Source organism: Streptomyces sp. NPDC050564 (assembly GCF_044457265.1).
In the GTDB taxonomy this organism is placed as follows: Bacteria; Actinomycetota; Actinomycetes; order Streptomycetales; family Streptomycetaceae; genus Streptomyces.
Genome location: NZ_JBITGS010000019.1, coordinates 59,543 through 79,685 on the forward strand (window position 1 = coordinate 59,543; position 20,143 = coordinate 79,685).

Consider the following 20,143-nt stretch of genomic DNA (forward strand, 5'->3'; position numbering starts at 1 on the left):
CAGCGCTACGCCGCGCTGTCCTGCGTCGTCGCCGTGATCTGGAGCCTGCTCAGGACCCCGGTCGGGCTTCCGCTCGAACTCACGGCCTGGGCGATCTGCTGCTTGACGTCGGCGCTGATCCCGGCCCAGGAGGTCTTCCCGACGGGGTAGAGCACGGAGGAGGGGAGCTGGTCCAGGAACGGGCCGAGGTCCTGGTCGTTCCTGTCGGCGGCCATGGCCTCGGACGCCGACGCGGTGACCGGCAGCAGGTTGTACTCGTGGGAGAAGGCGAGCACGTTCTTGTCGTCGTAGACGAAGTTGAGGAAGTCGCCGATCTGCTTGCCGTGGTTGTTCTTCTTGAACGCCATCATCCAGTCGGCGACACCCATCGTGGCCTTGGCCCGGCCGTCGATGCCGGGCATCGGCACCATGCCGAACTTCACGCCCTTCTTGGCGGCCGTCTGCATCAGCGTGGGGTGCCCGACGAGCATTCCGACCTCGCCGCGAGTGAACGCGGAGAACGCGTCGGCGCGGTTCAGCTTCGCGGGCGCGACGGGCCCGGTGAGCCCCTTGCCGACCAGCTCGTCCTTGAGCCAGGTGAACGTCTTGATGTTCTGCGGCGAGTCGATGGAGTAGGTGCCGACATCGTCGGTGTAGCCGCCTCCCCCGCTCAGCAGCCACTGCATCGTCTCGGCCTGCGCCTCCTCCGGCCCGAGCGGCAGCGCGTACGGGAACTTGACGCCCTCGGACTTGAGCGCCCTGGCGTCGGCCGCGAGCTCGCTCCAGGTCTGCGGAGGGGTGATCCCGGCCTGTGAGAACAGCGTCTTGTTGTAGAAGAGCAGGCGCGTGGAGGACGCGAACGGCATGCCGTACTGCGTCCGGTCCATCTGCCCCGCGTCCGTGAGCTGCGGGACGAAGTTGGCCTGCACGGGTATGGAGAGCAGGTCGTCGACCTTGTAGAGCTCGCCCTTCGCCGCGTAGTCGGCGTACGCGCCGATCTGCGCCAAGTCGGGGGCGTCGCCCGCCGCGACCATCTCCTTGACCTTGCGGTCGACGTCGGTCCAGGAGTAGACGCTGACCTCGACCTTGACCCCCGGGTGGTCGTCCTCGTACTCCTTGGCCAGCTTGTCCCAGTACTTCTGGGAGCTGTTGGCCTTGGAGTCGCCGTAGTCGGCGGCCACCAGCTTGAGGGTCACCTCCGAGGATCCGCCCGAGCCGCCGCAGCCCGCGAGGGTCGCCGTCATGCCCAGGGCGGAGACCACCGCGATCAGTCCTGTCCTACGCCGCTGCACTGTGTCCTTCTCCCAACCCCTGGCCACAGGTCTCCGGCCGGCCTCCGGCCGGCCCCTGGCCCTCTTTGCTTCTGCGTCCGTTGCATCTGTCTCGGAATGCGGATACAAGGTCTACACCACGTGAGTGGACTAGACCTCTCCTGGGGTAAGGGGCGACACTGTCCCCCGTGAGACATGTCATCGCCCTCGATGTGGGCGGCACCGGGATGAAAGCCGCCCTCGTGGGGGCGGACGGCGAGCTGCTCCATCAGGCCCGCCGGGCGACCGGCCGGGAGCGCGGTCCGGACGCCGTCGTCGAGACGATCCTCGGCTTCGCCGCCGAGCTGCGCGGCTACGGCGAGCAGCGCTTCGGCGAGCCCGCGTCCGCCGCCGGAGTCGCCGTCCCCGGCATCGTCGACGCCGCGCGGGGCATCGCCGTGTACTCGGCCAACCTCGGCTGGAGCGACGTCCCGCTGCGCCGGCTGCTCGGCGACCGGCTGGGCGGCGTACCCGTCGCACTCGGCCACGACGTCCGCACGGGCGGGCTCGCCGAGGGCCGCATCGGCGCGGGGCGCGGCGCGGACCGATTCCTGTTCGTCCCCCTCGGTACCGGTATCGCGGGCGCCATCGGCATAGACGGCGGCGTCGAGGAGGGCGCGCACGGCTTCGCGGGCGAGATCGGCCATATCGTCGTACGCCCCGGAGGGACCCCGTGTCCGTGCGGGCAGCGCGGCTGTCTGGAGCGGTTCGCCTCCGCGGCCGCGGTCAGCCAGGCCTGGGCCGGGGCGTCCGGCGATCCGGAGGCGGACGCGGCGGACTGCGCCAAGGCCGTGGAGTCCGGGGATCCGCGAGCGGCAGCCGTCTGGCAGGAGGCCGTCGACGCGCTCGCCGACGGGCTCGTCACCGCGCTCACCCTGCTGGACCCGCGCACCCTGATCATCGGTGGCGGTCTGGCCGAGGCGGGAGAAACCTTGTTCACACCGCTGCGGGCCGCCGTCGAGCGGCGCGTCACCTTCCAGAAGCTGCCGTCCATCGTTCCGGCGGCCCTGGGGGACACGGCCGGCTGCCTGGGCGCGGGCCTGCTGGCCTGGGATCTACTCGAAACCGACATCACCGACCGCTCGGAGGTAACCACCTGATGGCCCCTTGCAAGGTTCTCGCCGGCGCCCGGGTGGTCCTGCCCACCGGGATCGTGGACGGCGGCCGCGTGATCGTCGACGGCGCGCGGATCGCTGGAAGCGCCCCCACTCAGACGGAGACGGTCGATCTGTCCGGCCACTGGCTGGTGCCCGGCTTCGTCGACATGCACAACCACGGCGGCGGAGGCGCGTCCTTCACCTCCGGGACCGTCGAGGAGGTCCTCCAGGGCGTCCACACGCACCGGCTGCACGGCACCACGACGGTCGTCGCCTCGACCGTCACCGGCGACATGCACGGTCTGGCCGAGCGCGCCGGGCTGCTGTCCGAGCTGGCCGAGCAGGGCGACATCGCGGGCATCCACTTCGAGGGCCCGTTCATCTCCCCGTGCCGCAAGGGCGCGCACTCCGAGGAGCTGCTGCGCGACCCGGACCCGGCGGAGGTGCGCAAGCTGATCGACGCGGCGCGCGGCCGGGCCAAGATGGTCACCCTCGCCACCGAACTGCCGGGCGGCATCGACTCCGTACGCCTGCTGGCCGACCACGGGGTGATCGCGGCGATCGGGCACACCGACGCGACGTACGAGCAGACACAGGAGGCCATCGACGCGGGCGCGACCGTGGCGACGCACCTGTTCAACGCGATGCCGGCGCTCGGCCACCGCACCCCCGGCCCCATCGCCGCCCTCCTGGAGGACGAGCGGATCACGGTGGAGCTGATCAACGACGGGACGCATCTGCACCCGGCCTCCCTGAAGCTGGCGTTCCATCACGCGGGCGCGGACCGGGTCGCGTTCATCACGGACGCGATGGACGCGGCGGGCTTCGGTGACGGCCGCTACATGCTCGGCCCGCTGGAGGTCGAGGTCGCGGACGGTGTCGCCCGCCTGGTGGAGGGCGGTTCGATCGCGGGCTCGACGCTCACGCTCGACCGCGCCTTCCAGCGCGCGGTGACGATCGACAGGCTGCCGGTCGAGGGCGTCGTGGCGGCCCTGTCCGCCAACCCCGCGCGGCTGCTCGGCGTGTACGACAAGGTGGGCTCGCTGGAGCCGGGCAAGGACGCCGACCTGGTGGTCCTCGACGCCGGCTTCGGGCTCAAGGGCGTGATGCGCAAGGGCGAATGGGTGGTCGATCCGCAACTGGGATGATTGGTCCCCTGCCGGCGCACGGCGAATGACTACCGACGTACAACAATTGACTGTTCAAGCACGGCGGTTGGGCCGCGGGACTGGGCCGACCGCCGTTGTCTTTGGCATGATCGAGCCTCCGGAACAACCGGTAAGCGCGTACGCGGCGTCTACATCATGATTCTCTTCGGGGGAGGTCGGCCCAGGTGATCCTCACGGTCACACTGAACACCGCTCTCGACATCACCTACCGCATACGGTCCCTGCGGCCGCACACCTCGCACCGGGTGACCGAGGTGACCGAACGCCCGGGCGGCAAGGGCCTGAACGTGGCCCGGGTGCTCGCCGCCCTCGGCCACGAGGTGACGGTCACGGGCTTCACGGGCGGCGCGACCGGCCGCGCGGTGCAGGAGCAACTCATGTGCACACCGGGCGTGGTGGACGCGCTGGTCCCGGTGACAGGCTCGACGCGCCGCACGATAGCGGTGGTCGACACGACGACGGGTGACACGACTCAGCTCAACGAACCCGGCCCGGAGATCGTCCCTGCCGAGTGGGCGGCCTTCCAGGAGGCGTACGAGGTCCTCCTCCGCTCCGCCTCGGCCGTGGCCCTGTGCGGCAGCCTGCCGCCGGGGGTTCCGGTGGGCGCATACGCGGGGCTCGTCCGCACGGCCCGCGCGGCGGCCGTCCCGGTCCTCCTCGACACCAGCGGAGAACCGCTGCGCCGTGGGGTCGCGGCCCGCCCCGACATCGTCAAGCCGAACGCCGACGAACTCGCCGAACTCACCGGCTCCCACGACCCGTTGCAGGCGACCCGGGACGCCCGCAGACGCGGCGCCCACACCGTGGTGGCCTCCCTGGGCCCCGAGGGCCTCCTCGCCGCCAACGCGGACGGCCGCTGGCGCGCCACCCCACCGCGCCGCGTGCACGGCAACCCGACGGGCGCGGGCGACTCGGCCGTGGCGGGCCTGCTCTCCGGCCTGGTCGAACATCTCCCCTGGCCCGACCGCCTCACCCGAGCCGTCGCCCTGTCCGCAGCGACCGTACTGACCCCCACGGCAGGCGAGTTCGACCACGCGGCGTACGAGACCCTGCTGGACCAGATAGCGGTGACGGGGGACGCGACGGCGGCGTGACCGCCGCCGCTCCGGCTACTTCTTGACCTTGCCGTCCTTCAGCCACAGCTGGTCGAGCAGGACGTTGCACTTGTCGCCGTCCTGGCAGGAGAGGGAGATCGTGTTGGTGCCCTTGTTGAGGGTGGGCCACGCGTAGGTCTGGGTCCAGCCCTTGGCGAAGTCGCCGTCGGCGGCGCTCGTGAAGTTGCCCAGGTTCAGCTTGCTGCCGAACGGCTTGCCGTTGACGGTGAGCGTCATCGACTGGTTCTCGCCGGTCGCGCTGTATCCCGCGAAGAGGGTGTAGAGGCCGTCCTTGGGAATGCCGTCGACGGTCCAGGTGACCGAGGCGCCGACGGCGTTGAGGCCCTGCACGTACACACCGCCGTCGGCGCTCGCGCCCGTGACGTCCGACGCCGTCGTCACGCCGGTGCCCAGGTTCAGCGCCTTCGCGTCGATCTTCGGCAGCTCCGCGGCGGCACCGGCGCTCTGGGATGCCGACTGGCTCGGCTCCGCGCTCTGTGAGGCGGACGGGGTCGAGCCAGTCACCTTGTCCGACTTGTTGTCGTCCGAGTCGCCGCCGAGCATCGCCACCCCGATGCCGATCACGACCGCCGCGACCACGGCGATCGCGCCGATGAGGAGGCCCTTGGTGTTGGGGCCGCGGCCGCGGCCGCCGCCCTCGCCGGGCAGCGGCTGTCGGGTGGTGGGCTGGCCGCCCATCGTCTCGGGGGCGGCGTAGTGCGCGTTCGGCTGGCCGTAGCCGGGCTGCTGGCCGTACGCCTGCTGCTGCGGGACCTGGCCGTACTGCGCCGTCGGGGCCTGCTGGCCGTACTGCGCCGTCGGGGCCTGCTGGCCGCCGTACTGGCGCTCACCGACCGCCCGCACCCGGTTGACCGAGCCGGGATAGCCGTAGCCGCCACCTCCACTGGGCGGGGTGGCTCCGTTGGCCTGACCATCGGCATAGAGATAGCCGAACGGGTCGTCGTCCTCGGGCGTGCTCGCGCCGTTGTTGCCGGGCGTCATCCCTTGGTCTCCTCAACAGGTGCGGTTCAAATGCGGTACACGGATGAATGGCGAGCCTACCCGCTCCAGCGGGGCCAAACAGGTGGCCTTCACCGCATCAACCCACTGACCTGCTCTTTATCCCGCTCGCCTGTGCGCTTTGGGACGAGACCGTTTCTCGACGTACATCCGTTCGTCAGCGGATTTCAACACCTCGTCCGCCGTCATGCCGCAGTGTGCCCATCCGATGCCGAAACTGGCGCCCACGCGGACCGCCCGTCCGTCGACCCGGATGGGCGGAATGATCGCGTTCCGCAGCCGTACGGCGAGGTCCTGGGCGTCCGCGCGGCCGAGCCCGTCGGCGAGCACCACGAACTCGTCACCGCCGAGCCTGGCGACCGTGTCGCCGTCCCGGACACCGTTGGTGAGCCGCCTGGCCACCTCGATGAGAACCGCGTCACCCGCGTTGTGCCCGAACCGGTCGTTGATCGACTTGAAGCCGTCGAGGTCGCAGAAGAGCACCGCGAGCCCCTTGGTGCCGTCGTCCGTCTCGCCCTCGGGCGCGATCGTGTGCACATGGTGGTCGAAGGCGTCGTACGCCTCGGAGTCGGACCGGAAGTCGAAACCGTGGCCGTTGCCGTCGTACGCGGGATGACCGTTCCCCTCGTACGCCGCGCCCGGCAGCTCCGCGTACTGCCCGTGCGCGTACGCCGCGTCCAGCGAGGCGACCGCGCCGGGCGGCAGGGACTGCGGGCGCTGACAGAGGCGGGAGCTGAGCCGGGAGCGCAGCTCGGCCGAGTTCGGCAGGCCGGTGAGCGCGTCGTGCGAGGCGCGGTGGGCGAGCTGCAGCTCGCGGCGCTTGCGCTCCTCGATGTCCTCGACGTGGGTGAGCAGGAAGCGGGGGCCGTCGGCGGCGTCCGCGACGACGGAGTTGCGCAGGTGGACCCAGACGTACGTGCCGTCGCGGCGGCCGAGCCGCAGCTCGGCCCGCCCGCCCTCGGCGGACGTTCTGAGCAGGGTGCCGATGTCCTCGGGGTGCACGAGGTCGGAGAAGGAGTAGCGGCGCATCGCGGAGGCGGGGCGGCCCAGCAGGCGGCACAGGGCGTCGTTCGTCCGCAGGATCCGGCCGTGCTGGTCGCCGCCCATCTCGGCGATCGCCATGCCGGACGGGGCGTACTCGAAGGCCTGGCGGAAGCTCTCCTCGCTGGCGCGAAGAGCCTGCTGCTCGCGCTCCAGGCGGACCAGGGCGCGCTGCATGTTCGCGCGTAGACGCGCGTTGCTGATCGCGATGGCGGCCTGGAAGGCGTACATCTGGAGCGCCTCACGGCCCCACGCGCCCGGCCGCCGGCCGTTGCGCGGCCGGTCGACGGACAGCACGCCGATCAGCTCGCCGCAGGCGGCGCCGGAGACACCCGGGGTGTACATGGGCGCGAAGAGACGGTCGGAGGGGTGCCACTCGTCCTCGAAGCGGGGCGCGGGACCGTCGGTGTACCACTGCGGCACGTCGTCCTCGTCGAGGACCCAGCCCTCGGTATGCGGTATGAACCTGAGGTCGCCCCAGGCCTCGCCCATGTTCAGCCGGCGGTCCCAGGAGGTACGGGAGCCGACGCGGCCGGTGATCAGGGCCTCGGCGGCGGAGTTGCCGGCGAACGCGGCGACCACGAGGTCACCGTCCGGGCGTACGAGGTTGACACACGCCAGCTCGTAGCCGAGGCCGGTGACCACGCCGTCGGCGACGGTCTGCAGCGTGTCGGCCAGGCTGCGAGCGGTGTTCATGTCCGCCATCACCTGATGCAGCTGCCGCAGGGTCGCAAGACGGACGTAGGGCTCCGACTCGGTCTCCATTCGCCCTCCCCTCGAGACCTCGCAGCAACTCCAGGGTTCTCTCGGCGTACTAGGTGCTTTTCGGTGCGTGCTCTTCGATGCTCTTCCGCGTACTGCTTGGTAGCTTCGTGCTTGGCTTCTCCGCCACTGAATCACAGCGCGCTGCCCACTCGGTACACAGGGTCAACAATTTATGGCCCCTGTGACTCAAGTCACAAGTGAACGTGAACAATTGAGTGGGGTTTCTGCATTTTCCTCATACGTTTACTGAACGCATATTGCGGACCTGTGCAGGGGCTGTGACTGATTGTGTCCGTCGTTGGTCCTAGGACCGGGTTCGGGCCGAGGTCCGATGCGCCGGCCCGAGGGCGGAGACTAGCGTCTTGGCGTGCTGAAGACTTCCCCTGCCGCTGTGCCCTCCCCGTCCGTGCATGCTGAGGGGGTGAGCAACGACGAGTTCCGCGACGCCATGTCCCGGCTGGCCGCGGGTGTGGTCCTGGTGACCGCGCGCGAGGACGCGCTGGACCTGGACGGCCCCGACGGCGAGGACGTCGGCATGACCGCGACGGCGTTCATGTCCGTCTCCCTGGACCCGCCTCTGGTCCTGGTCAGCCTGCGTGAGGGCTCCCGCATGGACGACCTGCTCGCCGAACAGCCCCTGTGGGCCGTCTCCGTGCTCTCCGAGAGCCAGCGCCACATCGCCGGCCGCTTCGCCATGAAGGGCCGCATCAGCGACCGGCTGCTCTTCGAGGACATCCCGTACGTCCGCGGCGAGATCGCCGGGGCGCCACTGGTGGGCGGCGCCCTGGCGACCCTGGAGTGCCGCACGGAGCAGCGGGTGGCCGCCGGCGACCACACGCTCGTCATCGGCCGCGTACTGACGGCGCAGGTGCCGAGCGCGGACGGCGGACCGCTGACGTACTTCAAGGGCCGCTACCGGCAGTTGGGGTAGCGGCTCCTAACCGTCCAGGAGCGTCAGGTCCAGCCCGGCCAGCCGCTCCGGGTCGTTGAGGATGTCGATCACGGCGATCCTGCCGTGCACGACCGTGAAGGCGAGAACGCCGACCGTGCGGCCCTCGGCGACCACCACGACACCCGCGGCGCCGTTGACGAGGGCGGGCCGCGCGACACGGGCGAGGTGGGCGAAGCTGCTCGCCCCCGAGGCCACGGCGATCGCCCCGGCCGTCACGCCGCCCTCCGAGCGCGCCACCACATCCGGATCGAGCACCGCCACGAGCGCGTCGAAGTCGCCCTCGCGCGCCGCCGCCAGGAACGCGTCGACGACCTCCCGCTGCTGGGCGAGGTCGGGATCCGGCGCGGGCGCCCCGCCCTGGACCCGGCGCCGGGCCCGGCTGGCGAGCTGACGGGACGCCGCCGGCGTACGGCCCACGATGGGCGCGATCTCCTCGAACGGCACGGCGAACAGATCGTGCAGCACAAAGGCGAGCCGCTCGGCCGGCGTCAGTGTCTCCAGTACGACGAGCAGGGCGAGACCCACCGAGTCGGCCAGCAGCGCCTGCTGCTCGGGGTCGATGCCCTCGGCGGGACTGATGACGGGATCCGGCATCCGCACGACGGCATCACCGGGCTCCGCCAGCGGCTCCTCGCCGCGCGTCCTGCGCGAACGCAGCATGTCCAGACAGACCCGCCCCACGACGGTCGTCAGCCAGCCGCCGAGGTTGTCGACCCGGCTCGCATCGGTCCGGCTGAGCTTGAGCCAGGCCTCCTGCACGGCGTCATCGGCCTCGGTGAGCGATCCGAGCATGCGGTAGGCGACGGCGCGCAGATGACTCCGGTGCGACTCGAACCGCTCGGCGAGGAATTCGGCCTCACTCCTGCCGGGCGCACCCGACGCATCCGGCATACCCGGCGCACCCGGGAATTCGCTGTCGCTCATGTCGGTCACATCTCCTCGTCACGGTCCGTCCCGTCAGTTCTTCGACGGATCGCGCGGAAGGAATGTGACAGGGCCCTGGAGCCGCTCAGCCCCAGTCGCGCCCGGAGCGGCCGCGCTTGGTGTCGGAGCGCTGCTTCTTCTCGCGCAGTCGGCGTTCGTTGATCCCGCGCGGTATACGGGTGGCCCGGCGGGGCTTGGGCGGGGGCGCGGAAGCCTCGGCGAGCAGGGAGGCGAGTCGTACGGCCGCGGTCTCGCGGTTGCGCCACTGGGAGCGGTGCTCGGAGGCCTTGACGCTGATGACGCCGTCGACGAGGCGCCCCGCGAGCTTGGCGAGGGCGCGCTCCTTCCAGACGGGCGGCAGCGCCTCGGTCTTCGCGAGGTCGAACCGCAGCTCGACCTGCGAGTCGCTGGTGTTGACGTGCTGTCCGCCGGGCCCGCTGGACCGCGAGAAACGCCACATGAGCTCGGCCTCGGGCAGGGAGACGGAGCCGCGGATGACGTAAGGACCGGACATGGGTCCATGGTCGCGTGCGTGACGGGCCCACGTCACCTCGTTTTCAAGGCCGTACGGGTTCAAGGCCGTACGGGACTGCGCCCCCGGTCCCGGCCTCGGCCTCGTTTCCGACTCGGTAAAGAAAGTAAAGAGACCCGGAACCTCGGGTACCCCTCTCTGCGTTCATAGGGGTACCGGTAGCTTCGTCCCCAGTACGAAGCCCGTACGCAACGAGGGAAGGACTCCCAATGGCTGTAAGCCTGTCCAAGGGTGGCAACGTCTCGCTCACCAAGGAGGCTCCGGGCCTGACGGCCGTCACCGTGGGCCTCGGCTGGGACGTCCGCACCACCACGGGCACCGACTTCGACCTCGACGCCTCGGCCATCGCGGTGAACACCCAGGGCAAGGTCTACTCGGACGCCCACTTCGTCTTCTTCAACAACAAGCAGACCCCGGACCAGACCATCGTCCACACCGGCGACAACCGCACGGGCGAGGGCGCGGGCGACGACGAGGCGATCAACGTCAACCTGGCGGGCCTCCCCGCCGACGTCGACAAGATCGTCTTCCCGGTCTCCATCTACGACGCCGAGACCCGCTCGCAGAACTTCGGCCAGGTCCGCAACGCCTACATCCGCATCATCAACCAGGCCGGCGGCACCGAGATCGCCCGCTATGACCTCTCCGAGGACGCGGCGACGGAGACGGCCATGGTCTTCGGCGAGCTCTACCGCAATGGCGCGGAGTGGAAGTTCCGCGCGGTCGGCCAGGGCTACGCCTCGGGCCTGGTGGGCATCGCCCAGGACTTCGGCGTGAACGTCTGACGTTCACCCGCGGCACGCCGCACACCCGACGTCCGCCTGTCCGGGGAAGGTCTCCCGGCCAGGCGGACGTGCCGTTTTCGCACTCGGCCGTACGGCCGCGGCGCTAGTGCCCCGGCAGGCAACGTTTGCGCCGTTAAGGAGCGGCGTCCGGTGCGTGCTCTCGGTGTGCCGGCCGGAAGTCCTCGCACTGGACGTACTTGGGCTTTCGGCCGGTGCGGGGAGAGTGCGTGCCGGGCGTCGCGACGGGGCGAACATTGCCTGCCGGGGCACTAGGCCTGCCACGCGTGATCCTCGAAGCCCTCACCGCCGACCATGGCATCCCGGCCCCCTCCTCGCCGAACTCACCGCGCTCTACGCCTCCCACCGCGACTTCCACGCCCTGAGCGGGGACTTCCCGGACCCCGACGACATCCGTCCGGAGCAGGTCGCGGCCGCACTCGCCGAGGACGCCATTCTGAACTCGCGCTGGTGGACCCGGCAGGAGCTGGCCGACACGACGGACGCCTTCTGGCCGCCCCGGCTTCCCCACTTGCTGGCCGAGCTGGAGGGTGAGTTGAGCGGATGACCTCGACGGGAAACCGGGCTCGGGACGCGCGTCGGGTCGGTTCGACGTCGTCGCCGACCGGACACGCCGGAGTCCCCCGAGGCGCGACCACGCCCATTCCATGCGCCCGCATACCGAACACCCCACTCCACCCTCCGGACACAAACACGTAAAAGGTTGACTGCCCTCTGTCAAAGAGGGCCTCACAGGTGTCACTCTCTCCCCCATGCCACCCCCCTCACGGCATGTGACGGCTCGTCACACCCCGACGGACGTCACACCTCCCCAAGGAGACTGAGTGAGACACCAGTCCCGCGCCACCCGCCAGACCGCCCTCCGCGCCGCCGCCCTTGCCGCGTCGGCCGCCATGGTCGTGCTCGCCGTGCAGAACGGATCCGCCACCGCGGCCGGGAAGCAGGCCCCACAGGGTGCGGCACCCGTCACCCTCAGCGCATCCGCCCGCGCCGCAGCCCTCACGTCGGCCCAGGCAGACGCCGGTTCGACCGCCGAGAAGCTCGGCCTCGGCGCCAAGGAGAAGCTCGTCGTCCGGGACGTGGTGAAGGACGCGAACGGGACCGTCCACACCCGTTACGAACGGACGTACGCCGGACTTCCCGTCCTGGGCGGCGACCTCGTCACGCACACCACGAAGAGCGGGTCGCTCAAGAGCGTCAGCAAGGCCACCAAGGCCCGCATATCCGTGGCGTCCACCGACGCCGGAATATCCGCGGCCACCGCGAAGAAGTCCGCGCTCAGCGCGGCCGGTTCGGAGAAGAACACCGCCGCGACGACGCGCAAGGTCGTCTGGGCCGTGCACAGCACGCCGGTCCTCGCGTACGAGTCCGTCGTCACGGGCCTGCAGCACGACGGCACGCCCAGCGAGCTGCACGTCATCACCGACGCCGCCACCGGCAAGAAGCTTTACAGCTACGAGGCGATCGACACCGGCACAGGCGCCGCCGAGTACAGCGGCACCGTCGCCCTCGGCACCACCGCCTCCTCGTCCGGCGGCTACGACCTGATCGACGGCGGCCGCGGCGGCCACAAGACGTACGACCTGAACGGCGGTACGTCCGGCACGGGCACCCTCTTCCACGACGCGGACGACAGCTGGGGCGACGGCACACCAGCCAACCGGCAGACTGCGGCCGTCGACGCCGCCTACGGTGCCGCCGTGACGTGGGACTTCTACAAGTCCGCGTTCAATCGCAACGGCATCGCCGGTGACGGCAAGGCCGCCTACTCCCGCGTCCACTACGGCAACGCCTACGTCAACGCCTTCTGGTCCGACAGCTGCTTCTGCATGACGTACGGCGACGGGTCCGGCAACACGCACCCGCTCACCTCGCTCGACGTGGCCGGGCACGAGATGAGCCACGGCCTGACCGCCGCCACGGCGGGGCTGAAGTACACCCGCGAGTCCGGCGGTCTGAACGAGGCGACGTCCGACATCTTCGGCACCTCGGTCGAGTTCTTCGCGAACAACTCCTCCGACGTCGGCGACTACCTCATCGGCGAGAAGATCGACATCAACGGAGACGGCACCCCGCTGCGCTACATGGACAAGCCCAGCAAGGACGGCGGCTCCGCCGACTACTGGTCCCGCACGGTCGGCCGCCTCGACGTGCACTACTCCTCGGGCGTCGCCAACCACTTCTTCTACCTGCTCAGCGAGGGCAGCGGAGCGAAGACCATCAACGGGGTCAGTTACAACTCCCCGACCTTCAACGGCTCCACGGTCACCGGCATCGGCCGCACCAAGGCCTACCAGATCTGGTACAAGGCCCTGACCACGTACTTCACGTCCTCGACCGACTACGCCGCCGCACGCGTCGGCACTCTCAAGGCGGCCGGCGACCTGTACGGCACGAGCAGCCCGGAGTACGCGGCGGTGGCCTCGGCCTGGACCGCGGTCAACGTGAACTAGCGGCCGGAGACGGGCAGTCGGGCCACCCCGTCCCTCATGGGCGGTCCGGCTTGCCCTCCCCGTACAGCCAGTCCTTCCAGATCTCGCTGAAATCCTTGTCCGGCGCCTTCTTCTCGACGTACGCCGTGAAGTCTTCGGTGTCCGCGTTGCCGTGGCGGTGGGTGGCGGCCCAGCCCTGGATGATGTCGTAGAACGTGTCGTCGCCGACGGTCTGCCGGATCTTGTGGAGAACCATCGCGCCGCGGTCGTAGACGGGGCTGTCGGAGATGTTCGCGGGTCCGGAGGGCTTGGCGGGCGGGAAGGCCCAGACCTCGTCGCTTTCCTCCTGGTTCTCGTAGTAGTCGCCCTTGTAGAGGGAGTGGAAGATCTCGTCGGCCGTGTCGCCGCCGTGGTCCTCCTGCCACAGCCACGCCGCGTAGGTGGCGAAGCCCTCGTTGAGCCACATGTCCCGCCAGGACTTGGGGGAGACGGAATCGCCGTACCACTGATGGGCTAGTTCGTGGACGAGGAGCTCGGTCCCGGGGGCGCCCGGGAACACGGGGCGGGTCTGGGTCTCCAGGGCGTAGTCCGCGTCTTCCGGGCGGTCGACGATCGCGCCCGTCGAGGAGAAGGGATACGGACCGAAGTTGTACTCCGCCCACTCCATGATCTCGGGGATACGCGCGAGCACCTTCTTGCTCGGCTCGACCTGCGTCGGGTCGACGGCGACATACACGGGCAGGCCGTCCTTCGTCGTCGAGCGCGTGATCCTGAACGGCCCGATCGCGACCGTGGCGAGATAGCTCGCCATCGGCTCGGCAGTGTGCCAGGCGAAGGTCGTACGGCCGTTCTTGGTCGTCTTGCTCTTCAACTCACCGTTGGAGACGGCCTGCAGGACCTCCGGAACCGTGATCTCGATGTCGTACGACGCCTTGTCGGAGGGATGGTGGTTGCCGGGGAACCACGCCATCGAGCCGGTGGGCTCGCCGAGGGCGAGGGAGCCGTCGGCCGTGCGCAGCCAGCCCTCCTTCGAGCCGTCCGCGTCGGTGATCGTCTCGGGGTCGCCCGAGTAACGGACCGTCGCACGGAACGTCTCCCCCTTGTCGAGGTCGTCGTGCGGACGCACGGTCAGCTCCTGTCCGGCGCGATTCCAGCGGGCGACCTTGCCTTCGACGGTGACGCCGTCGACGTCCAGCCCCTTGAGGTCGAGGTTGAACGCAGTGAGGTCCTGGGTGGCCCTGGCCGTGATCTCCGCCGTGCCGACGAGATGCCGCGCCTTGGGGTCGTAGGCGACCGTCAGTCCGTAGTGGGTGACGTCATAGCCGACGTTGCCCATCTTCGGGAAGTACGGGTCGCGGACACCGGACGCGCCGGGCTTTCCCCGCACTCCGCCTCCACTGCACCCGGCAAGGGCGACGACGAGCGCCAGGGCAAAGGGGACGGCGACGAAAGATCGGTGCACATGCGTCATCCTATGGGGGCTGCCGCCCTCCGGCGCCCTGGCACCGACGCCCCGTGGCCGGCGGAGCCGTCCGGTCGGCCGTGACACCATCACTTACGTGCTCGACATCGGCTACGCCCTCTCCAACCGCTTCCCCGACCCCCCGCAGACCGACTACCGCCGCGCGGACGTCCACGCACTGCGGCACGACCTGTTCTGCGGAGACGTCTACCTCGCCGACACCAAGGCGGACCGGGAGCTGTCCACAGCCTGGGGATGGGTGCCGGTGCTCGACTTCGCGTGGGCGCTGTGCGACATCGTGGAGCAGGTCGACCAGGACCCGCGCGGCAGCCGGGCCTCCCGGCCGCAGCACGCGGAGCTGGACTTCACCGAGTCGACCGACCGCATGCTCTTCGAGCGCCGCTTCGGATGGGTGGACATCGAAGCCGACTGGATGCCGGGCGAGGAGGAACCACTGACCTTCTCCCACTCCGAACTCCGCCGCGAGGCACGCGACTTCCTGCACGACCTGATCGCCGACCTCACCGACCTGCACGACGACCTCGCCGAGAACCCGGCGATCTGGACCCTCCAGGCCCGCTTCCCCCGGGTGAGCTGACCGCGCCCCCACGCCGGCGCGTCGGCCCGGTCCGCAAGAGAAGACCCACGCTGCAGGAACTTGGCCTCGGTCTGCGCGAAGAACCCGCCGACGAGCCGCCGGAAGTCGGCCTCGCGGCCTCCTTGACGGCGCACGGCCGCCGCACGGACCGCACACCACGAGGTGCACGCTACGACCAGCGCACCGGCCCCGGCTTCTTCAATCCGGACCGATCAGTCCGAGATTTCCCACAGTGCCGCTCACCCCGCACCGATCAGCACGGTCGCTCACCCGGCTCGAACAGCACGGTCGCTCACCGCTGGCCGCTCAGTCCTGGCCGACCCCCACCACCCGCACCCCCATCTCCGCCGCCAGCACCGGCGCCAGATCCATCAGCTGGACCGGGCTGATCACCGCCCCCGCCAGCCGGTCCACCCCCCGCGCGATGTCAATCTCCGCCGCCGCGCGCAGGTCCACGTCCGTGAGGGTCGCCGACGTGAGGTCCGCGCCCTTGAGGACGCAGTCCACGAACTCCACGCGCTCCAGCCGGGCGCCCCCGAAGTCCGGCTCGACCAGCACGCAGCCCTCGAAGACGACGTCCTTGAGGTGGGCCTTGCGCAGGTTCAGGTAGTCGATCTTGCCGCCGCGGATCAGGACACGCTCCAGTACGGACCCGTGCAGCTGCACTCCACCGAGGCGGGCGTCGATCAATTCGACGTCGCGCAGGGTCGACTCGGCGAGATCGGTGCCCACGCCCCGTATGCCCGTCAGGACCGAGTCCAGCACGCGCGCGTGATGCAGTGACGTCTCGTCCAGCGCGCAGCCCGTCAGCGCGCAGTCCATGAAGCGGGCGCCCCCGCCGTCCTGCCCGACGAAGTCCAGCTCCTGGAACTCCAGCCCGTCGTAATCCCCGTCCGGCTCCAACTCCCCGCCGCCGTACGGCTCCAGCGCCGGCAGCCGCACCTCGGGCCGCCGTGCCGTCTTCACCCCGGTCCCGGACGCCTTCGCACCCGAACCGCTGCTCCCACCCGCCGCTCGCCTCGCCATTCCCCCATCGTGCACGCCGCCACTGACAATTCTCCTGACCTGCGAAGACGCCACCCATGTCACATTCCGGGGCCCTCGACCAGTCGTATCAGCAAGACGCCCCACAGCAGGGAGAGGCCAACCATGCAGCACATCACCGTCATCGGCGGCGGTTTCGCCGGACTCACCGCAGCCATCACCGCCGCCGAGGCCGGTGCCAGGGTCACCGTGTACGAGGCGCACCACACGCTCGGCGGCCGGGCCCGCACCGCCGAGGGCCCGTACCGGACGAACGAAGGCCCGCACGCCCTCTACAGCGGCGGCCCGCACTGGACCTGGCTCAAGCAGCGGGACCTGATCGGGCCGCTCGCCCCGATCCCACCCCTGGAAGCCGCCCGGCTGCGGCTGCACCACAAGGGCGCCCTGCGCCGCACCCCGCCCTTCGCGATGCTCAAGCTGCTGCGCCGTTCCTCCCAACAGGCGCCGGTGGACGTCGACTTCATGACGTGGGCGACCGAACAGGCCGGAGAGGAAGGAGCGCGGGCCGCCGCGCACTACTCCGCCGTCGCCCTCTTCCACCACGACCCCGGTTCGCTCTCCGCCGCGTTCGTGCAGGAACGGCTGCGCCGGGCCACCAAGCTGCCCCCGGAGGCGCACTACCCGCGGGGCGGATGGGCGAGCGTCATCGACCGGATGGCCGCCCGGGCATGGAATCTCGGCGTGCGCATGGAGACCCTGGCCCGTATCGACACCGTGCCCGTGGGTCAGGGGCCGGTCGTCGTCGCCACCTCCCTCGCCTCCGCCCGCCGCCTCCTCAAGGACGACTCGCTGACCTGGCACAGCGGGCGGACCGCGCTGGTCGACCTGGCCGTGCGCACCCGCCGCGGGGACGCGTTCGCCGTCTCCGACCTGGACGCGCCCGGCTGGATCGAACGGTTCACCGCCCAGGACCGCACCCTCGCCCCGGCCGGGGAGCAGCTCATCCAGGGCCAGATCCCGATCGCCCCGCACGAGTCCGGGCGGGACGGCATCGCCCGCGCCGAGCACCTGCTCGATCTCGCCTTCGAGGGCTGGCGCGAGCGCGTCGTCTGGCGACGGGAGGCCGTCGCAGGCGGCCGTACCGGCGCGGTCGACCTGCCCGGCACGAGCTGGCGGGACCGGCCGTCCATCGACCGGGGCGACGGCGTCTACCTGGCGGGAGACCAGGTCGCCGCCCCCGGGGTCCTCTCGGAGGTCTCCTTCAACAGCGCCCTCGAAGCCGTCGCGCTGGCCTTCAGGATCCGGGAACGCCTTGACCTCAAGCATGCTTGAGGTTGAACGCTGGGTTTCTCTGAATGATTGGGATGATTGGGGAACCCACCATGCACGCCATCCGCCTGCACGCCTTCGGCCCGGCCGAGAACCTCCTCCACGAGAAGACCGAGGACCCCGAGGCGGGCCCCGGCCAGGTCCGTATCGCCGTGGCCGCGGCGGGCGTCCACCTCCTGGACGCGGCCCTGCGCGAAGGCATGCGGGGCCCGGCCCCCGAGCCCACTCCACTGCCGACGATCCCCGGCCGCGAGGTCGCCGGAACCGTCGAGTCCCTCGGCGAGGGCGTCGCCGGTCTCTGGCTCGGCAAGCGCGTCGTCGCCCACCTCGGCTTCGCACCCGGGGGCTACGCCGAGTTGGCCGTGACCGATGTCGACCGCCTCCACGAGATCCCCGCGAACCTGGACTTCGCCCAGGCCGTCGCCATGATCGGAACAGGCCGTACGGCCCTGGGGGTCCTGCAGTTCGCCGAGCTCGGCCCCGATTCCGTGACGGTCGTGCCCGCCGCAGCGGGCGGCATCGGCACCCTCCTCGTGCAGTACGCGAAGCACACGGGCGCCACCGTGATCGGCCTGGCGGGCGGCCCGGAGAAGGTGGCCCGAGTGCGCAGGAACGGCGCCGACCTGGCCGTCGACTACAAGGCCCCCACCTGGCCGGAGGAGGTCCGTGCGCAGCTGGGCCCGCGCACGGCGACGGTCGTCTTCGACGGTGTCGGCGGCGAGGTCGCCCGCGCCGCCGTCGGCCTCCTCGGACCCGGCGGCAAGCACATCGTCTTCGGCTGGTCCGGCGAGGGCATCCAGGGCGGGGAGCCGCTCGTCGTCGAGGGTGTGACGGAGCAGGTGCTCGGCCCGGTGATGCTGCGGAAGGCGGGCGGCCCCAACCCCGTACGAACCCTGGAACTGCGCGCCCTCGCCGAGGCAGCCGCCGGTCGCCTCGCCCCCGCCGTGACGCGCTTCCCGCTCGCCGAGGCGGCCGCCGCCCACCGGGCGCTGGAAACCCGGGGCACGATCGGAAAAGTGGTGCTGGAGCCGCGAGCGACGGTCATGTGACAAGAGATGCGATACATCCCGATTCATGGTCTTCTGGCCGAGTGAGCGTCACCCGAACAGGTGAACCCAAGGCTCCCGCAGGCGTCGACCTCCACCGCTGGTGGGGCCTGGTGATCATCGCCCTCGCACAGCTGATGGTCGTCCTGGACGCGACGATCGTGAACATCGCTCTCCCCTCCGCGCAGCACGACCTGGGCATCTCCGACGGCAACCGGCAGTGGGTCATCACGGCGTACACGCTGGCCTTTGGTGGTCTTCTCCTGCTCGGCGGCCGGATCGCCGACCTCGTCGGCCGCAAGCGCACCTTCGTCTTCGGGCTCGTCGGGTTCGCCGTCGCCTCCGCGATCGGCGGCGCGGCCACCGGCCCGGGCATGCTCTTCGGCGCCCGCGCGCTCCAGGGCGCCTTCGCCGCCGTACTGGCGCCCTCCGCGCTGTCACTGCTCACCACCAGCTTCACCGACCCGAAGGAGCGCGGAAAGGCGTTCGGCGTCTACGGCGCCCTCGCGGGCAGCGGTTCGGCGATCGGCCTCATCGCGGGCGGGCTGCTGACCGAGTACCTGAACTGGCGTTGGTGCCTGTACGTCAACATCCCCATCGCGATCATCGCCGTCTTCGGCGCATTCGCACTGTTGCGCGACCGCCCGGGCAACAAGGGCGCCCGGCTCGACCTACCCGGCGTGGTGCTGGGCTGCGGCGGCCTGGTCGCGCTCGTCTACGGCTTCAGCGAGGCGGAGCCGCGCGGCTGGACGGACCCGCTGGTGCTGTCCCTGTTCGCGGTCGGCGTCGCCCTGCTGACCGCCTTCGTCCTGTGGCAGACGAAGGCCCCGAGCCCGCTGCTCCCCCTGCACATCGTCAAGGACCGCAACCGCGCCGGCTGCTTCCTGACCATGGCCCTCGCCGTCATCGGCCTGTTCGGAATGTTCCTGTTCCTGACCTACTACCTGCAGGTCGTCCTCGGCTACTCGCCCGTGAAGACCGGCCTGGCCTTCCTGCCCCTGACGGCCGCGATCATCGTCGGTTCCACCCAGATCTCGGCCCGGCTGCTGCAGCACGTGGCGCCGCGCATGCTGATGGTCCCCGGCATGATCCTCGCGGCCGGCGGCATGCTGATCTTCACTCGGCTGACGGTCGACTCCGACTACGCGGGCCGGCTGCTGCCCGGCCTGATCCTGATGGGCCTCGGCATGGGCCTGACCTTCATGCCGGTCTTCGCCACCGCCACCGCCGGGGTCGCCCCGCAGGACTCGGGCGTGACGTCGGCGACGGTCAACACCTCCCAGCAGGTGGGCGGTTCGATCGGTACGGCCCTGCTGAACACCATCGCCACCACCAGCGGCGCGGCGTACATCGCCGCTCATCTCCACGACCCCGCCCAGCAGGCCCTGGTCACCAGGGAGGGCATCGTGCACGGCTACACCGTCGCCATCTGGTGGGCCGTCGGCATCATGCTCCTGGCCGCCCTGGTCGCGGGCCTCATGGTCACGGCGAAGCCCCCGAAGCGCGCGCCCGCGGGGGCGCCCGTACCCCAGTCGGTGGCCTGAACCGGCCGTGTGCACGGCAGCGGGGCGGGACCCGGTCCGGTCCCGCCCCGCTGCCGTACGCG

Annotated in this window: 17 protein-coding genes and 1 pseudogene; 11 read left to right on the forward strand and 7 right to left on the reverse strand. The window is 70.6% G+C overall.

The window, feature by feature from the left end; all coding sequences use genetic code 11:
• Nucleotides 1-5: 5 nt before the first annotated feature.
• Entirely contained in the window at nt 6-1,271 is a 1,266-nt protein-coding gene (locus ACIBK0_RS28430; RefSeq protein ID WP_399085920.1) for an ABC transporter substrate-binding protein, read from the reverse strand.
• 167 nt (nt 1,272-1,438) lie between these two features.
• On the opposite strand from ACIBK0_RS28430, the gene ACIBK0_RS28435 reads away from it, so the two are divergent.
• The 3 genes from ACIBK0_RS28435 (at nt 1,439) to ACIBK0_RS28445 (ending at nt 4,649) form a co-directional block, all read left to right on the forward strand.
• Complete coding sequence (locus ACIBK0_RS28435) at nt 1,439-2,389, forward strand: ROK family protein (protein WP_399085923.1); 951 nt, start codon at nt 1,439-1,441, stop codon at nt 2,387-2,389.
• Nucleotides 2,389-3,534, forward strand: a complete 1,146-nt coding sequence (nagA, locus tag ACIBK0_RS28440) for an N-acetylglucosamine-6-phosphate deacetylase (RefSeq protein WP_399085926.1) — start codon at nt 2,389-2,391, stop codon at nt 3,532-3,534. Before ACIBK0_RS28435 ends, nagA begins: the two co-directional genes overlap by 1 nt.
• Before the next feature lie 185 nt (nt 3,535-3,719).
• Nucleotides 3,720-4,649: a 1-phosphofructokinase family hexose kinase gene (locus ACIBK0_RS28445; RefSeq protein ID WP_399085930.1), complete on the forward strand. Its 930-nt coding sequence runs from the start codon at nt 3,720-3,722 to the stop codon at nt 4,647-4,649.
• A gap of 15 nt (nt 4,650-4,664) precedes the next feature.
• Here the strand turns inward: ACIBK0_RS28445 and ACIBK0_RS28450 are convergent, their stop codons facing one another.
• Both ACIBK0_RS28450 and cdgB read right to left on the reverse strand, forming a co-directional pair.
• Complete coding sequence (locus ACIBK0_RS28450) at nt 4,665-5,651, reverse strand: carbohydrate-binding protein (protein ID WP_399085933.1); 987 nt, start codon at nt 5,649-5,651, stop codon at nt 4,665-4,667.
• Between the two features lie 117 nt (nt 5,652-5,768).
• Nucleotides 5,769-7,475 (reverse strand): diguanylate cyclase CdgB, encoded by a 1,707-nt coding sequence (gene cdgB, locus ACIBK0_RS28455; protein WP_399085936.1) that lies wholly within the window; start codon nt 7,473-7,475, stop codon nt 5,769-5,771.
• A 448-nt stretch (nt 7,476-7,923) separates the two neighbouring features.
• Here cdgB and ACIBK0_RS28460 point away from each other — a divergent pair, with 448 nt between their 5' ends.
• Nucleotides 7,924-8,406: a flavin reductase family protein gene (locus ACIBK0_RS28460; protein WP_399086335.1), complete on the forward strand. Its 483-nt coding sequence runs from the start codon at nt 7,924-7,926 to the stop codon at nt 8,404-8,406.
• Between the two features lie 6 nt (nt 8,407-8,412).
• On the opposite strand, the gene ACIBK0_RS28465 is transcribed toward ACIBK0_RS28460, so the two are convergent.
• Nucleotides 8,413-9,318 carry a sigma-70 family RNA polymerase sigma factor gene (locus tag ACIBK0_RS28465; RefSeq protein WP_399086338.1) on the reverse strand — a complete coding sequence of 302 codons (906 nt, stop codon included), beginning with the start codon at nt 9,316-9,318 and terminating at the stop codon, nt 8,413-8,415.
• Between the two features lie 118 nt (nt 9,319-9,436).
• Nucleotides 9,437-9,865 (reverse strand): alternative ribosome rescue aminoacyl-tRNA hydrolase ArfB, encoded by a 429-nt coding sequence (gene arfB / locus ACIBK0_RS28470; RefSeq protein WP_399085939.1) that lies wholly within the window; start codon nt 9,863-9,865, stop codon nt 9,437-9,439.
• Nucleotides 9,866-10,092: 227 nt separating this feature from the next.
• Between arfB and ACIBK0_RS28475 the strand changes: the two genes are divergently transcribed.
• The 3 genes and pseudogenes from ACIBK0_RS28475 (at nt 10,093) to ACIBK0_RS28485 (ending at nt 13,139) form a co-directional block, all read left to right on the forward strand.
• Nucleotides 10,093-10,668, forward strand: coding sequence for a TerD family protein (locus ACIBK0_RS28475; protein ID WP_399085941.1), 576 nt, complete (start codon nt 10,093-10,095; stop codon nt 10,666-10,668).
• 284 nt (nt 10,669-10,952) lie between these two features.
• A pseudogene (locus tag ACIBK0_RS28480) lies at nt 10,953-11,116 on the forward strand (DNA mismatch repair protein MutT); the annotation flags it as partial.
• Nucleotides 11,117-11,579: 463 nt separating this feature from the next.
• A complete protein-coding gene (locus ACIBK0_RS28485; protein ID WP_399086341.1) occupies nt 11,580-13,139 on the forward strand; it encodes a M4 family metallopeptidase in 1,560 nt (519 codons plus the stop codon).
• Nucleotides 13,140-13,173: 34 nt separating this feature from the next.
• On the opposite strand, the gene ACIBK0_RS28490 is transcribed toward ACIBK0_RS28485, so the two are convergent.
• Nucleotides 13,174-14,589 (reverse strand): M1 family metallopeptidase, encoded by a 1,416-nt coding sequence (locus ACIBK0_RS28490; protein ID WP_399085944.1) that lies wholly within the window; start codon nt 14,587-14,589, stop codon nt 13,174-13,176.
• 88 nt (nt 14,590-14,677) lie between these two features.
• Here ACIBK0_RS28490 and ACIBK0_RS28495 point away from each other — a divergent pair, with 88 nt between their 5' ends.
• The gene (locus ACIBK0_RS28495) at nt 14,678-15,178 is read left to right on the forward strand and encodes a hypothetical protein (protein ID WP_399085947.1); all 501 of its coding nucleotides are present in this window, start codon (nt 14,678-14,680) and stop codon (nt 15,176-15,178) included.
• Nucleotides 15,179-15,484: 306 nt separating this feature from the next.
• Here ACIBK0_RS28495 and ACIBK0_RS28500 read toward each other — a convergent pair whose 3' ends face one another.
• Entirely contained in the window at nt 15,485-16,204 is a 720-nt protein-coding gene (locus ACIBK0_RS28500) for a pentapeptide repeat-containing protein (protein ID WP_399085950.1), read from the reverse strand.
• Nucleotides 16,205-16,327: 123 nt separating this feature from the next.
• On the opposite strand from ACIBK0_RS28500, the gene ACIBK0_RS28505 reads away from it, so the two are divergent.
• From ACIBK0_RS28505 to ACIBK0_RS28515, 3 genes are read left to right on the forward strand one after another with little or no spacing between them, the layout of a single operon-like run.
• A complete protein-coding gene (locus ACIBK0_RS28505) occupies nt 16,328-17,494 on the forward strand; it encodes an FAD-dependent oxidoreductase (protein WP_399085953.1) in 1,167 nt (388 codons plus the stop codon).
• 50 nt (nt 17,495-17,544) lie between these two features.
• Complete coding sequence (locus ACIBK0_RS28510; protein WP_399085956.1) at nt 17,545-18,540, forward strand: zinc-binding dehydrogenase; 996 nt, start codon at nt 17,545-17,547, stop codon at nt 18,538-18,540.
• A gap of 41 nt (nt 18,541-18,581) precedes the next feature.
• Nucleotides 18,582-20,081 (forward strand): MFS transporter, encoded by a 1,500-nt coding sequence (locus ACIBK0_RS28515; RefSeq protein ID WP_399085960.1) that lies wholly within the window; start codon nt 18,582-18,584, stop codon nt 20,079-20,081.
• The last annotated feature ends 62 nt before the right edge of the window (nt 20,082-20,143 follow it).

Bases quoted from the DNA above. Each gene is read 5' to 3' on its own strand.
- ACIBK0_RS28505 (WP_399085953.1), top strand. From the start codon at position 16,328: ATGCAGCACATCACCGTCATCGGCGGCGGTTTCGCCGGACTCACCGCA.
- ACIBK0_RS28475 (WP_399085941.1), top strand. From the start codon at position 10,093: ATGGCTGTAAGCCTGTCCAAGGGTGGCAACGTCTCGCTCACCAAGGAG.
- ACIBK0_RS28465 (WP_399086338.1), bottom strand. From the start codon at position 9,318: ATGCCGGATGCGTCGGGTGCGCCCGGCAGGAGTGAGGCCGAATTCCTC.
- ACIBK0_RS28500 (WP_399085950.1), bottom strand. From the start codon at position 16,204: ATGGCGAGGCGAGCGGCGGGTGGGAGCAGCGGTTCGGGTGCGAAGGCG.
- ACIBK0_RS28490 (WP_399085944.1), bottom strand. From the start codon at position 14,589: ATGACGCATGTGCACCGATCTTTCGTCGCCGTCCCCTTTGCCCTGGCG.
- ACIBK0_RS28485 (WP_399086341.1), top strand. From the start codon at position 11,580: ATGGTCGTGCTCGCCGTGCAGAACGGATCCGCCACCGCGGCCGGGAAG.
- ACIBK0_RS28450 (WP_399085933.1), bottom strand. From the start codon at position 5,651: ATGACGCCCGGCAACAACGGCGCGAGCACGCCCGAGGACGACGACCCG.
- ACIBK0_RS28510 (WP_399085956.1), top strand. From the start codon at position 17,545: ATGCACGCCATCCGCCTGCACGCCTTCGGCCCGGCCGAGAACCTCCTC.
- arfB (WP_399085939.1), bottom strand. From the start codon at position 9,865: ATGTCCGGTCCTTACGTCATCCGCGGCTCCGTCTCCCTGCCCGAGGCC.
- ACIBK0_RS28460 (WP_399086335.1), top strand. From the start codon at position 7,924: ATGTCCCGGCTGGCCGCGGGTGTGGTCCTGGTGACCGCGCGCGAGGAC.
- nagA (WP_399085926.1), top strand. From the start codon at position 2,389: ATGGCCCCTTGCAAGGTTCTCGCCGGCGCCCGGGTGGTCCTGCCCACC.
- cdgB (WP_399085936.1), bottom strand. From the start codon at position 7,475: ATGGAGACCGAGTCGGAGCCCTACGTCCGTCTTGCGACCCTGCGGCAG.